The sequence below is a fragment of the Gordonia sp. UCD-TK1 genome (assembly GCF_001691435.1).
Taxonomy (GTDB): domain Bacteria; phylum Actinomycetota; class Actinomycetes; order Mycobacteriales; family Mycobacteriaceae; genus Gordonia; species Gordonia hongkongensis.
On the sequence record NZ_LZMP01000002.1, the window covers coordinates 191,310 to 203,838 of the forward strand.

The 12,529-nt window shown below is 69.6% G+C and carries 13 protein-coding genes; 10 read left to right on the top strand and 3 right to left on the bottom strand.

The features are described 5' to 3' along the window. Positions 1-78: 78 nt before the first annotated feature. From hemL to ccsB, 6 genes are read left to right on the top strand one after another with little or no spacing between them, the layout of a single operon-like run. Positions 79-1,428: a glutamate-1-semialdehyde 2,1-aminomutase gene (gene hemL / locus A9310_RS02380; protein WP_065629216.1), complete on the top strand. Its 1,350-nt coding sequence runs from the start codon at positions 79-81 to the stop codon at positions 1,426-1,428. Further along, positions 1,428-2,054, top strand: a complete 627-nt coding sequence (locus A9310_RS02385) for a histidine phosphatase family protein (RefSeq protein WP_058252659.1) — start codon at positions 1,428-1,430, stop codon at positions 2,052-2,054. Before hemL ends, A9310_RS02385 begins: the two co-directional genes overlap by 1 nt. A gap of 15 nt (positions 2,055-2,069) precedes the next feature. Beyond that, complete coding sequence (locus A9310_RS02390) at positions 2,070-2,663, top strand: TlpA disulfide reductase family protein (protein WP_065629217.1); 594 nt, start codon at positions 2,070-2,072, stop codon at positions 2,661-2,663. Next, complete coding sequence (locus A9310_RS02395) at positions 2,663-3,475, top strand: cytochrome c biogenesis CcdA family protein (RefSeq protein WP_065629218.1); 813 nt, start codon at positions 2,663-2,665, stop codon at positions 3,473-3,475. The genes A9310_RS02390 and A9310_RS02395 overlap by 1 nt, the downstream gene beginning before the upstream one ends. 11 nt (positions 3,476-3,486) lie before the next feature. Then, entirely contained in the window at positions 3,487-5,244 is a 1,758-nt protein-coding gene (locus A9310_RS02400; protein ID WP_065629219.1) for a cytochrome c biogenesis protein ResB, read from the top strand. Between the two features lie 20 nt (positions 5,245-5,264). After that, a complete protein-coding gene (ccsB, locus tag A9310_RS02405; RefSeq protein ID WP_065629220.1) occupies positions 5,265-6,284 on the top strand; it encodes a c-type cytochrome biogenesis protein CcsB in 1,020 nt (339 codons plus the stop codon). Between the two features lie 36 nt (positions 6,285-6,320). Here ccsB and A9310_RS02410 read toward each other — a convergent pair whose 3' ends face one another. The 3 genes from A9310_RS02410 to A9310_RS02420 all read right to left on the bottom strand — a co-directional run bounded on the left by A9310_RS02410 (position 6,321) and on the right by A9310_RS02420 (position 7,500). Continuing rightward, complete coding sequence (locus tag A9310_RS02410) at positions 6,321-6,797, bottom strand: helix-turn-helix domain-containing protein (RefSeq protein ID WP_058252664.1); 477 nt, start codon at positions 6,795-6,797, stop codon at positions 6,321-6,323. A gap of 123 nt (positions 6,798-6,920) precedes the next feature. Continuing rightward, entirely contained in the window at positions 6,921-7,139 is a 219-nt protein-coding gene (locus A9310_RS02415) for a hypothetical protein (protein WP_058252665.1), read from the bottom strand. Positions 7,140-7,275: 136 nt separating this feature from the next. Beyond that, positions 7,276-7,500, bottom strand: coding sequence for a BldC family transcriptional regulator (locus A9310_RS02420; protein ID WP_058252666.1), 225 nt, complete (start codon positions 7,498-7,500; stop codon positions 7,276-7,278). 295 nt (positions 7,501-7,795) lie between these two features. Here A9310_RS02420 and A9310_RS26175 point away from each other — a divergent pair, with 295 nt between their 5' ends. From A9310_RS26175 to A9310_RS02440, 4 genes are read left to right on the top strand one after another with little or no spacing between them, the layout of a single operon-like run. Next, positions 7,796-8,068 carry a DUF4229 domain-containing protein gene (locus A9310_RS26175; RefSeq protein ID WP_223258954.1) on the top strand — a complete coding sequence of 91 codons (273 nt, stop codon included), beginning with the start codon at positions 7,796-7,798 and terminating at the stop codon, positions 8,066-8,068. Positions 8,069-8,080: 12 nt separating this feature from the next. Beyond that, positions 8,081-9,214 carry a PLP-dependent cysteine synthase family protein gene (locus A9310_RS02430; protein ID WP_065629221.1) on the top strand — a complete coding sequence of 378 codons (1,134 nt, stop codon included), beginning with the start codon at positions 8,081-8,083 and terminating at the stop codon, positions 9,212-9,214. 45 nt (positions 9,215-9,259) lie between these two features. Continuing rightward, positions 9,260-9,961 carry an ABC transporter ATP-binding protein gene (locus A9310_RS02435; protein ID WP_065629222.1) on the top strand — a complete coding sequence of 234 codons (702 nt, stop codon included), beginning with the start codon at positions 9,260-9,262 and terminating at the stop codon, positions 9,959-9,961. Continuing rightward, positions 9,961-12,525, top strand: coding sequence for an FtsX-like permease family protein (locus A9310_RS02440; RefSeq protein WP_065629223.1), 2,565 nt, complete (start codon positions 9,961-9,963; stop codon positions 12,523-12,525). The genes A9310_RS02435 and A9310_RS02440 overlap by 1 nt, the downstream gene beginning before the upstream one ends. The last annotated feature ends 4 nt before the right edge of the window (positions 12,526-12,529 follow it).

The following is a 12,529-nucleotide window of genomic DNA, read 5'->3' on the forward strand; positions in this document are numbered from 1 at the left end:
CACGGTTCGAGCCGGGTCGCACCCCCTCCCACCAGCGAGGATTTGGGTCACCCGGTGCCGTTTGGAACACTGTAGGCCGTGACCCCTTCCGCTGCTGCCACGCCCGCTCCCGGCACGGCCGCCTCCGCCGCGCTGTTCACCCGCGCGACGCAGGCCATCCCGGGCGGCGTCAACTCCCCGGTGCGCGCGTTCTCCGCGGTCGGCGGGACCCCTCGCTTCATCGCCTCGGCGTCCGGATGCCGGCTGACCGACGCCGACGGCAACGACTACGTCGACCTCGTGAGCTCCTGGGGTCCGATGATCCTGGGGCACGCGCACCCGGCCGTCGTCGAGGCGGTGCGTGAGGCGGCCACCGGCGGCCTGTCGTTCGGCGCCCCGACCGAGGCCGAGATCGAACTCGCCGAGGAGATCATCGGCCGCGTCGACCCCGTCGAGCGTGTTCGGCTGGTGAACTCCGGCACCGAGGCGACGATGTCGGCGATCCGCCTGGCCCGCGGCTACACGGGCCGGTCCAAGATCATCAAGTTCGCCGGCTGCTACCACGGTCACGTCGACGCACTGCTGGCCGCGGCCGGCTCCGGCGTCGCCACGCTCGGCCTGCCGACGAGCCCCGGCGTCACCGGTGCGTCGGCACACGACACCCTCGTGCTGCCCTACAACGACCTCACCGCCGTCGCCGAGGCCTTCGCCGAGTTCGGCGACGACATCGCCGCCGTCATCACCGAGGCGGCGGCCGGGAACATGGGCGCGGTCGCGCCGGTCGAGGGATTCAACGCCGGACTCCGCGACCTGACGCGCCGCCACGGCGCGCTGCTCATCATGGACGAGGTCATGACCGGGTTCCGGGTGAGCCCGAGTGGCTGGTACGGACTCGAGGGCGTGGCCGGCGACCTCTACACCTTCGGCAAGGTCATGAGCGGGGGACTGCCCGCGGCGGCGTTCGGTGGCCGTGCGGACGTCATGGAACGTCTCGCGCCGACCGGGCCGGTGTACCAGGCGGGCACGCTGTCGGGGAATCCTGTCGCCGTCGCCGCCGGCCTCGCGACCCTGCGCAACGCCGACGTCGAGGTCTACCGCACGCTCGACGCGAACGCCGACCGGCTCGCGACCCTGCTGCACGACTCACTCGACGCGGCGGGCGTGGCCCACCGCGTGCAGAAGGCGGGCAGCCTGCTGAGTGTGTTCTTCACTACCGACCCGGAGATCCCGATCTTCGACTACGACGGCGTCGCCGCCACCGAGACCTGGCGGTTTGCGCCGTTCTTCCACGCCCTGCTCGAGCGCGGCGTGTACGCGCCGCCGAGCGCCTACGAAGTCTGGTTTGTGTCCGCGGCGCTCGACGAGGATGCTTTCTCGCAGATCGCCGAAGCGCTGCCCGCCGCAGCGCAGGCGGCCGCGACCGCAGCCACCCCGGGGGACAACGCCTGATGCACACGATCGTCCACATGATGCGCCACGGAGAGGTCGACAACCCCGACGGCATCCTCTACGGCCGTCTCCCCGGCTTCCGCCTCTCCGGCGACGGCCAGGCGCAGGCCCGTAAGGTCGCCGACACCCTCGCCGACCACGACGTCAAGGCCGTGTTCGCCTCGCCGCTGCAGCGCGCGCAGGAGACCGCCACCCCGATCGCCGCCGCGCACGGCGTCCCGATCCTCACCAACGACGACCTGATCGAGGCGGACAACGTCTTCGAGGGTCTCAAGGTCTCCGTCGGCGACGGCGCGCTGAGCAAGCCCCGGCACTGGCCCAAACTCCGCGACCCGTTCACGCCGTCCTGGGGCGAGCCCTACATCCAGCTCGCGCACCGCATGCTGGCCGCGGCGAACAAGGCCCGCGACGCCGCCCGCGGTCACGAAGCCGTCTGCGTCAGCCACCAGCTGCCCGTGTACACGTTGCGCCGGTTCCTCGAAGGTCAGCGCCTCTGGCACGACCCGCGTCGCCGCCAGTGCTCGCTGGCCTCGCTGACCAGCCTCATCTACGACGACGACGCCCTCGTCGACATCATCTACTCCGAGCCGGCCGGGTCCTCGGACCCACTGGCCACCGGTGCGTGAAGAAAGCCTGACGTAGTGCGCAAGTTCCTCCTGCCGACGATGTTGTCGGCCCTGATCCTGCTGGTCGCCGGATGCAGCACCGGCGACGACGCGGTCGCGCAGGGGAACACCTTCCAGTTCGTGTCACCGGGCGGGCAGACCGTCATCACCTACGCGCCCGACGAGCGCAAGCCGATCGCCGAACTCGCCGGCGAGGACCTCGTCACCGAGCAGCCGCTGTCGCTGTCCGACGAGCGGTTCGCGGACAAGGTCGTCGTCGTCAACGTGTGGGGTTCATGGTGCGGACCCTGCCGCGGTGAGGCCGACGACCTCGAGCGCGTCTACGAACGCAATCGCGCCGACGGGGTGGAATTCCTCGGCATCAACCTGCGCGACGACCGGGAGTCCGCCAAGGACTTCGTGCTCGACCGCAAGGTCGGGTTCCCGTCGATCTACGACTTCCCGGGGATGTCACTGGCCGCTCTGACCACGCCCACCTCGGTGGTGCCGACGACGATCGTCCTCGATCGTGAGCACCGGCCGGCGGCGGTGTTCCTCAAGGCGGTCTCCGACAACGAGCTCGACGAGGTCGTCAAGCGCGTCGCGGCCGAGCCGGCGGGGTCGGTGTGATGGACCCCACCACCCTGGTGCTCGCGTCCTCGATCGGCGACACCTTCGCCGACACCGTCTCCAGCGGACCGCTGCTGCTCGCCTTCGCCGCCTGCCTGCTCGCCGGGCTCGTGTCCTTCGCCTCCCCGTGCGTCGTGCCCCTCGTCCCGGGCTACCTGTCCTACCTCGCGGGTCTCGTCGGGGCCGAGGCGCCCGCGGTGAAGGTGGGGGAGAGCGCCAAGAGCGGCCGGTCGCGGGTCGCGCTGGCCGCCGGCCTGTTCGTCCTCGGCTTCACCGTCGTCTTCGTCGCCGCCACCGCCACCGTCCTCGGCGTGACCAGTACCTTCGTGTTGAATCGCGAACTGCTGCAACGCATCGGCGGGGTCGTGACCATCGCCATGGGCCTGGTGTTCATCGGCCTCATCCCGGCTCTGCAGCGCGAGGTCCGCTTCGAACCGCGGCGGGTCTCCAACATCGTCGGGGCGCCGCTGCTCGGAGCGGTCTTCGCGCTCGGCTGGACGCCGTGCCTCGGGCCGACCCTGGCCGCGGTGATCGCGACCGTCAGCGGGACCGAGGGGTCGACGGCGGCCAAGGGCGTGACCCTCATCGTCGCGTACTGCCTCGGCCTGGGCCTGCCCTTCGTGATCCTGGCGTTCTCCTCGGCCTGGGCCCTGCGCAGTCTCGGCTGGCTCCGCCGGAACGCCCGCACGATCCAGGTGATCGGGGGCGTCCTGCTGATCGGGGTCGGCGTCGCCCTCCTGACCGGCTGGTGGGACCAGTTCATCGTCTGGGTCCAGGTCCGCTTCGTCACCGACACCCAACTACCGATCTGAGTGCTGTCCTGATGACCGATGTGACCGACCGCCCGCAGGTGGACACCCCCGAGCCGGCCCCGAAGCCCCACTGGGCCCGCCGCCGGGTGCTGTGGCCGCTGCGCAACCTGTGGCGTTCGCTGACCTCGATGCGGACCGCGCTGATCCTGCTGTTCCTGCTCGCCCTCGCCGCGATCCCGGGTGCCCTGCTCCCGCAGCGCGAGCTCAACGAGCAGAAGACCCTGGAGTACATCGCCGCCCGCGGTCAGCTCGGCGTGTGGATGGACCGCCTGCAGCTCTTCGACGTCTTCTCCAGCGCCTGGTTCACCGCGATCTACGTCCTGCTGTTCATCTCCCTCGTCGGCTGCCTGACGCCGCGCATGGTCGAGCACTTCCACAGCCTGCGCGCGAAACCCGTTGCCGCACCGCGCAACCTGTCGCGGTTGCCGCGGCACGTGACCCACACCGTCGACGGGGATCCGGAGACGGTCGCCCGACGGATCGACGGCCGGTTGCGCGGGTGGCGTCGCGAGGTCGTGGTCCGCGAGCCGAGCAAGGCGTATCCGGACGGGTGCGTCGAGGTCTCGGCGGAGAAGGGCTACCTGCGCGAGTTCGGCAACCTGGTGTTCCACTTCGCGCTGCTGGCGCTGCTGGTGTCGATCGCGCTCGGCAAGATGTACGGCTACGAGGGCACCCGCAGCCTCGTCGCCGACGGCGAACAGGGACTGTGCAACACCTCGACCGCTGTCTACGACTCGTTCCGCGCCGGCAACCTGGTCGACGGCACCGACCTGTCGCCGTTCTGCTTCCGCGTCGACGACTTCTCGGCGACCTTCCTGCCCAGCGGTCAGCCCGACATGTACGACGCCACCATCCGGTACGCCGCGGGCAGTGACGGCAGCGTGGGCAACCTCGGCGATCCCGCCGGCTGGGACACCGCGTCGGTGCGCGTCAACGAACCGCTTCGCGTCGCGGGCGACCGGGTCTACGTCCTCGGCAACGGTTTCGCGCCGACGTTCACGGTGACCTTCCCCAACGGGGAGAAGCGCACGCAGACCACCCCGTTCGTGCCGGACGAGCTCCAGACGATGCTCTCGTCGGGCGCGGCACGCTTCGACACCCCGGCGGGCCTGTACCCCGACGCCGACGACCGCCGGAAGAACCAGATCGCGCTGGAGGGCCTGTTCGCGCCCACCGCGTCGTTCCACGGCTCGCTGCTGACGTCGTCGTCGCCGACACCCGACGACCCCTTCGTCGCGATCCGGATCTTCAAGGGCGACACCGGTCTGGACACCGGCAGACCGCAGAACGTCTACTCGCTCGACCAGGACCTCATCGAACAGGGCCGCCTCCAACGTCAGGCGCAGGTCAACCTCGCGGTCGGCCAGAGCCACACCCTCGCCGACGGCACGACGGTGACCTTCGACGGCTACGAGCGGTGGGTGTCCGTGCAGGTCTCGCACGACCCCGCCCAGATCTGGGTGCTGGTGAGCTCGATCGTCATGCTCGGCGGTCTGCTCGTGTCGCTGCTGATCCGCCGCCGGCGCATCTGGGCCCGCCTGGTACCGGTGCCGGCCGTGAGCGCTCATGCCGACGGCGATGGCCAGGACACCGATGGCCAGGACACCGATGGCCCGGACACTGGGCAACGACGTACTGTAGTAGAAATCGCCGGGCTGGCGCGTACCGATCAGGCCGGTTGGGGTGAGGGCTTCGACGAGCAGGCGGCCGAGCTGGTGGCCGACGACGCCGACGGACCTGCCTCGCGGCGGACGACCCGGCGGCTCTAGCGGCCGGCGAAAGGAAGCACATGAACACCGACGCTCCGGCGATGCCGATCGACGAGACGCTCGCGCGGTACTCGGACCTGCTCTACGGCACGGCCATGACGGTCTACGTCGTCGCGGTCATCTTGTTCCTGGGCGCCCTCGCCGCGGTCCGCGGCCGACGCCTCGAGCAGAAGCAGCTGGTCAACGCCGGGGCGAACGGAACCGACACGCGGGTGCCCGGGCGGGTCGACGAGTCGTCGCGCCGGACCCTGGGCGAGAAGCTCGGCAACATGGCGCTGCCGGTCGTGATCGTCGGCCTCGCCGCGCACATCGGTTCGATCGTGCTCCGCGGCATCGCGACCGACCGTGCGCCCTGGGGCAACATGTACGAGTTCATCTCGATGACGTGTGCCGCGGGCGTGCTCGCCGCCCTGATCATCCTGCGCAAGCGCGAGCACCGGCCGCTGCTCTCGTTCGTGCTGTTGCCCGTCATCCTGCTGATGTTCATCGCCGGCCGCTGGCTCTACACCCAGGCCGCACCCGTCGTCCCGGCCCTGAAGTCCTACTGGCTGGCCGTGCACGTCTCGATCATCTCGGTGTCCTCGGGCATCCTGCTGGTGTCTGGTGTGGCGAGCATCCTCTACCTGATCAAGATGCGGTGGGCTCCGACCTCGTCCGACGACTCCGCCACAGCCGCGACCCGTCCGGGTCTGGGCGGCGCGGTCCGTCGGGTCGTCGACCATCTGCCGTCCGTCGAGCAGCTCGACCGCCTGGCCTACAAGTGCGTCGTGATCGGCTTCCCGCTGTTCGGCCTCGGGGTGATCTGCGGTGCCATCTGGGCCGAGGCGGCCTGGGGCCGATTCTGGGGCTGGGACCCCAAGGAGACGGTGTCCTTCATCGCCTGGGTGATCTACGCGGCCTATCTGCACGCACGCGCGACGGCGGGCTGGCGCAGCAATGCCGCGGCCTGGATCAACGTCGCCGGATTCGTGGCGATGCTGTTCAACCTGTTCATCATCAACCTGGTCGTCTCGGGACTGCACTCCTACGCCGGCCTGTGAGGACCGTCCGGTCGCAATGCGTGCCGACGGAATCCGTCAGCCGGACGCCTCGCTCGGGGAGTTCTCCTCGGCCCGCTTGGCGATCGCCTGGGCCTTGACCAGTTTGAGCAGGTCGATGAGTGCGTCGATGGTGTCCGGGCACAGCGAACCCATGTCGATGCCGGACAGGTGGCTCCCGGTGACCTGGAGCATCTCGACGTAATTCTGTTGCTGCCGAACGCGTTCGAGGTCTTCGTCGGGGTTGGACAGGAAGTAGGTGACACTGACGTCGAAGGCGCGGGCGATGGCCTCGACGGTGCGGAACGACGGCGTGCGGGCCTTGCCGGTGCGTAGCTGGGAGATGTACGCGTCGGACAGCGAGTAGCCGAGACGGTTGGCCTTCTCGGCGATCTTCTTGCCGGTATATCGGATGCCGTTCTCGTCACGGCTGTGTTCGAAGAGGTATCCGATCTTCTCGGCGAAGCTCAGGTCGTCATCGGTCGACGCCCCTCGCGGAGATCGTCCCGGGTTCAACGGCGCCTTCTCTCGGTCCAGCCATCGGGGGGTCGATGGTGAAGAGGACAATACCCTACCCACGGGTATGTTCCGCAGAGACGTTCTGAACCTGGTCTCAGCTTTTCGGTGGCGCGTCACGCCTCAGATCTCGTCACCGTCGGTGCCGTTGGTGCCGCGGGTGCGATTGTCCAGGTCGCGCAGGAAATCAGGGTCGTCGTCGGGGCCGAGCGGGCCGCGGGGACGGGATCGGCGCGGGCCGGGCGAAGGGGTGTCGCCGGACTCGTCGGAGTGGGGTCCGAAGGCGCGCCACATGAGGAAACCGATGGCCAGCAGACCCAGAACGGCGAACAGATAGATCATGACAACCTCCCGACGACCAGCGTACGTGAGACGCCTGAGAGGTCAGGACGAAAGCCGACCTGACCCGCACATCTCCGCCGATCGGATGAGGTCCGGCCGGGCGTCGGGTCGTCGGGAGAACGACAGTGCCGCCGGGTCAGTGGGCGCGGCGGTTGAGCAAGGCGACGACGTCCTCCTCGCGGAAGCGTCGGTGGCCGCCCGGGGTGCGGATCGAGCCGAGGATGCCGGAGCTCGCCCAGCGGGCGACCGTCTTGGGATTCACGTTGAACATCGCGGCGACCTGGCCGGGTGTCAACGTGTGCTGACTGGCCAGTCCCGGGGTGATGTAGGTCGTGGGCGGTGCGGTCTCGATGCTGGTCATGATTCCCCCTGTGCGTGTTGGAGTGCTCGGTCGGTGCGCCGAGATGGCGAAGCGGCTCTGCACGGTGGTGGACGAGTTCCTTATGAATACACGCAAATCGCCCAGGTACTCGAACCGTCAGTGGGAGGTAAAGAGCATGCAAAGGCCCGCGACCTGCGGGAGCGCCGAGACCGCCCAGTACGCTGAGGGGGTGAGTGAAACGCCCGACCCCACCCCCGGCAAGAAGGCCACGCCCGACGCGGCCACCCGCGAGACCACGGCCGGCGACGCCACGCCGCAGGCGGGTGGACGCCCGATGACCCTCGCGTTCGCCCTGTTCGCATACACGTTCGCGCGTCTGCTGCTCGTCACCGCGGTCGTGGTGATCATCATGGTCGGCGGCAACCTGGTGGGCGTCGAGGTGCCATTCCTCGTGGCGGCGGTGTTCGGGGTGCTGATCGCGCTCCCGCTCGGCATGGTCCTCTTCAAGACCCTGCGTCTGAAGGTCAACAGCGAGATCGCGGCACTGGAGGCCGGTCGCCGTTCCAAGCACGACGACCTGCAGGCTCGGCTCCGCGGCGAGAAGTGAGTTCGACGACCCGTGGAACCCACGCGAGTCGTCGACCGTCGCGCTGATCGGGCCTGGACCCAGAACGCCGTCCGCCTCATCGAGGCCGACGGCCGGCGCAGTGCCGACACCCATCTCCTCCGCGTCGCGCTGCCCGCATGGTCGCGCTGGACCGTCGCCGACGGCGACACGAGCCGCGAGGTCGGCGTGGACCTCTATGTCAAGGACGAGTCGACCCATCCGACGGGCTCGCTGAAGCACCGGCTCGCGCGTTCGCTGTTCCTCTATGCACTGTGCAACGGGTGGGTCGTCGAGGGCACGCCGGTCATCGAGGCGTCGTCGGGGTCGACGGCGGTGAGCGAGGCCTACTTCGCCGAGCTGATCGGCGTCCCGTTCATCGCGGTGATGGCACGGAGCACGTCGCCGGCGAAGACGGCACTCATCGAACGCCACGGCGGGCGTTGTCATTTCGTCGAGCACCCCGGAGAGGTCTACGCCGAGGCGTTGCGTCTCGAGTCCGAACTCGGCGGCCACTTCATCGACCAGTTCACGATGGCCGAACGGGCCACCGATTGGCGCGGCAACAACAACATCGCCGAGTCGATCTTCGCCCAGCTGGCCGAGGAGGAACACCCGATCCCCACCTGGATCGTCGTGGGGGCGGGTACCGGTGGTACGTCGGCGACCCTCGGACGGTATGTGCGCTACCGGCGCCACGACACCTGGCTGGCCGTCGTCGACCCGGAGAACTCGGTGTTCCTGCCGGCCTACGCGTCGGCGGACGGCACGCTGACCGCCCAGACCGGCTCGCGCATCGAGGGCATCGGCCGGCCGCGGGTCGAGCCGTCGTTCATCTCGCAGGTCATCGACCGCATGATCGGGGTGCCCGATGCGGCGTCGATCGCGACCGCGCGGCGCGTGAGCGACCTCCTGGGTCGTCGGGTCGGTGGTTCCACCGGCACCAACATGTGGGGGGCCTTCTCGCTCGTCGCCGAGATGGTCGCCGCGCGCACGCCCGGCAGTATCGTCACCCTGCTGTGTGACTCCGGGGATCGGTACGCGACGACCTATTTCGACGACGACTGGCTCGCCGCCGGTTCGTTCGACCTCGGCCCCGCCGAGACGGTGCTCGACCAGTTCCTCGCCACCGGCCGCTGGACCGCCTGAGACCCGGGCCGGCCGCCGCGGGTGGGTTACGATCCGGGAGTGTCGATGGAACCCGGGCGGACGCCCGGCACCGGAAGTGCCCTGGTGGAAGCGGTCGATCTGGTGCGTGAGTACCAGATGGGCGAGGAACGGGTTCGCGCCCTCGACGGTCTGAACCTGTCCATCGACGGCGGTCAGTTCGTCTCGGTGGTCGGCCCGTCGGGAGCGGGCAAGAGCACCCTGCTGCACGTACTCGGAGCTCTCGACACCCCGACGTCGGGCCGGATCAGCATCGACGGCGTCGACCTCGGGGCGCTCGACGACACCGCCGCCTCCGAGTTCCGGCGCAACCGCGTCGGGTTCATCTTCCAGTTCTTCAACCTCGTGCCGACGATGTCGGCGTGGGAGAACGTCGCGCTGCCGCGACTACTCGACAACCAGTCGCTCCGCAAGGCGAAACCCCGTGCCGTGGAACTGCTCCGGCGGGTCGGACTCGGCGATCGAATCGACCATCGGCCCTCGGAGCTGTCCGGCGGCCAGATGCAGCGCGTCGCGATCGCCCGCTCGCTCATCATGGATCCGACGATCCTGCTCGCCGACGAACCGACCGGCAACCTGGACTCCAAGACGGGTGAGGCGGTACTCGAACTGCTCTCCGAGGTCGCCCACGACACCCCCGACCGGCTGGTGGTGATGGTGACCCATGACCCGAAGGCCGCTGCGGTCGCCGACACCACCATCACGGTCCGCGACGGGAAGATCGCCTAGTGGCGGGACGGGGTTCTCGGGCCGCCGCCCTAGCCGCCGGTCTCACCCGCATCCGCCTGCTGAACCTGCGCGAGATCCGTACCCACCGGCTGCGCCTGCTCACCTCGCTGGCGGTGGTGGTCGTGTCGTCGGCGTTGCTGATCGCGGTGCTCGGGACCTACGGGTCGGCGTCGGAATCGGTGCGGGACTTCAACAATGCGGTGTCGGGGGTCGCCGACATCGAGGTCGCCGGTATCACCGACACCGGCGTCGACGAGTCGCTGGCCGGCGAGATCCGTCGCGACGTCGACGCGGCGGCGGCCGTCGTGCCGATGATCCGCGGGTCGGTCGTCGTCGACGGTTCGGCCGTGCCGCTGCTCGGCTCCGATCAGCGCGTCACCCAGCTCTCGGGCAGTCTGCGCGGCGCCCTGCAGCAGGGGCAGGCCGGGACCGGTCCGGGGACCGTCGACCTGGACCGACTGCGCACCGGCGTGTTCGTCGGCCCGGGACTCGGGCTCGACCGCGGAGACCGATTGACCGTCAACGGGATCGAGGTCGAGGTCCTCGAGGTCGTCGGCAACGAGCAGGCCGCCGGTCTCAACAACGGCCGCTTTCTCTTCGCCTACGTCGACCTCGCGCAGCGGCTCGTCGGACTCGAGGGCCGGCTCGACTCGATCCTCATCGTGACCGAGCCCGGCGCCGATCTGTCCGCCGTGCGCTCGCAGTTGCAGGGCATCGTGGACGGCCGTGCGGTGGTGGTCGATCCGGACTTCCGCGCCAAGCAGGCCGAGGTCGCGAGTTCGGTGACCCGCGATGCGACCCTGCTGGTCTCGCTCGTGTCGCTGGTGATCGCCGCCTTCCTGGTGTTCAACACGATGAACATGGCGGTGGCGTCGCGGCGGAGGTCGCTGGCGATGATCCGAGCGTTGGGGGCCAAGCGGTCTCACCTCGTCGGGGACATGCTCGGCGAGGCCGCGCTGATGGGTTTCGTCGGCGGCGTACTCGGCATCCCCCTTGGAATCCTGGCCGGGCGGGCGGTGATCAGCAGCCTGCCCGAACCCCCGGCCGATTCCGTCGGCACCGTCATCAACTATCACCTGCCCGGATACGCGCCCGCGGCGGCGGTGATCGCCTGCGTGGTCGCGTGTGTCGCGGCGACGACGCTGGCCGCGCGGGCGGTGTTCGCGGTCTCGCCGGTGGAGGCGATGGCTCCGGTCGAGGTGTCGGACTCCGCCGCGCGGCGTGGTCCCGCGGTGGTGATCGCCGCGGTGCTCGGGGTCGCCGGCCTGATCGCGTCGTGGGTGGTCGTGGCAACCGTGCCGGGCCGCCCGGCCATCGTCGCCGGCGTCTTCTATCTGGTCGGCGCGCTGCTGCTGTGCTTCGCGCTGTCGAAACCGTTGGCCTGGGCGGTGGTTCGGGTGGCGCGCTGGTTCGGAGGCCCCGGACAGCTCGCCTCGGTGAACACCGAGCGCGCCCCGCGGCGCGCGTGGGCGACGCTGATGACGGTCGCGGTGGCCATCGCGGTCGGCATGGGGACGTCGGGAGCGCTGGACAACCTCGTCTCGTCGATGTCGAAATCGCTCGACGGACTGGGGGATCCGGACTTCTACGTGTCGTCGACGTCGGCCGCGAGCCTGCCCCTGGGTCCGATCCTGCCGCCCTCGGTGGCCGAACGCGTTGCGGCGGTTCCTGGGGTCACCGAGGTCGTCGGTGGTCAGTGGGCCGCGGTCAACATCGGCGAGAGCAAGGCAAATGTGCAAGGGCTCGAGCCGGGTTCGCGCGCACCGTTCATGCGCAAAGCGTCGCCGGAAGCGGTGGCGAGCGTCCTCGCCGGCGACGGCATCCTGATGTCGAGCGTCTTGGCCCGCGCATTGGGCGTGGGCACGGGCGACACGGTGGAACTCGCGACCCCCAACGGTCCGCGGCAGACGGTCGTGCGTGACACCGTCGACTACGTCTCCCTCGACTCCAGTGTGGCGGCCATGTCGCAGGAGTTGCTGGGGGAGTGGTTCGATCGCGACGGCGACACCTACCTGCAGGTGATCACCGCGCCCGATGCCGACCCGGAACAGGTCCGCCGGGACCTCGAGGCGCTCGTCGACGGTGTCCCGACGACGGGCAACAAGCCCATCAGTGTCTACAGCGGTGCCGAGGCCCTCGCGGCCACCCAGGCCACCGTCGAGCAGGCGGGCGCGTTCGCGGTCGCCATCCAGTGGATCGTCGCCGGTGCGGCCGCGATCGCACTGCTCAACACGCTGCTGCTGTCAGTCCTCGAACGACGCCGTGAGCTGGGCGTCCTGCGGGCGATGGGGGCCTCCCGCCGGTTCGTCTCGCGGACAGTGCTCGCCGAGGCGGGAGCGGTCGCCCTGGTCGGGTCGGTCCTCGGCGTCGTCCTCGGTGCCGCCATGCATCTGCTCAGCAACCAGATCCTGACCATCACGACGTCCCTGACGGTGCTGTACTCGCCACGGCCGTCGGCCCTGCTCTTCGTGACCATCGCCGTGGCCCTCTGCCTGATCGGTGCCTTCGTCCCCGCGGTCCGCGCCGGGCGGATGAACATCAGCGAGTCGATCCAGAACGAGTAGTCCC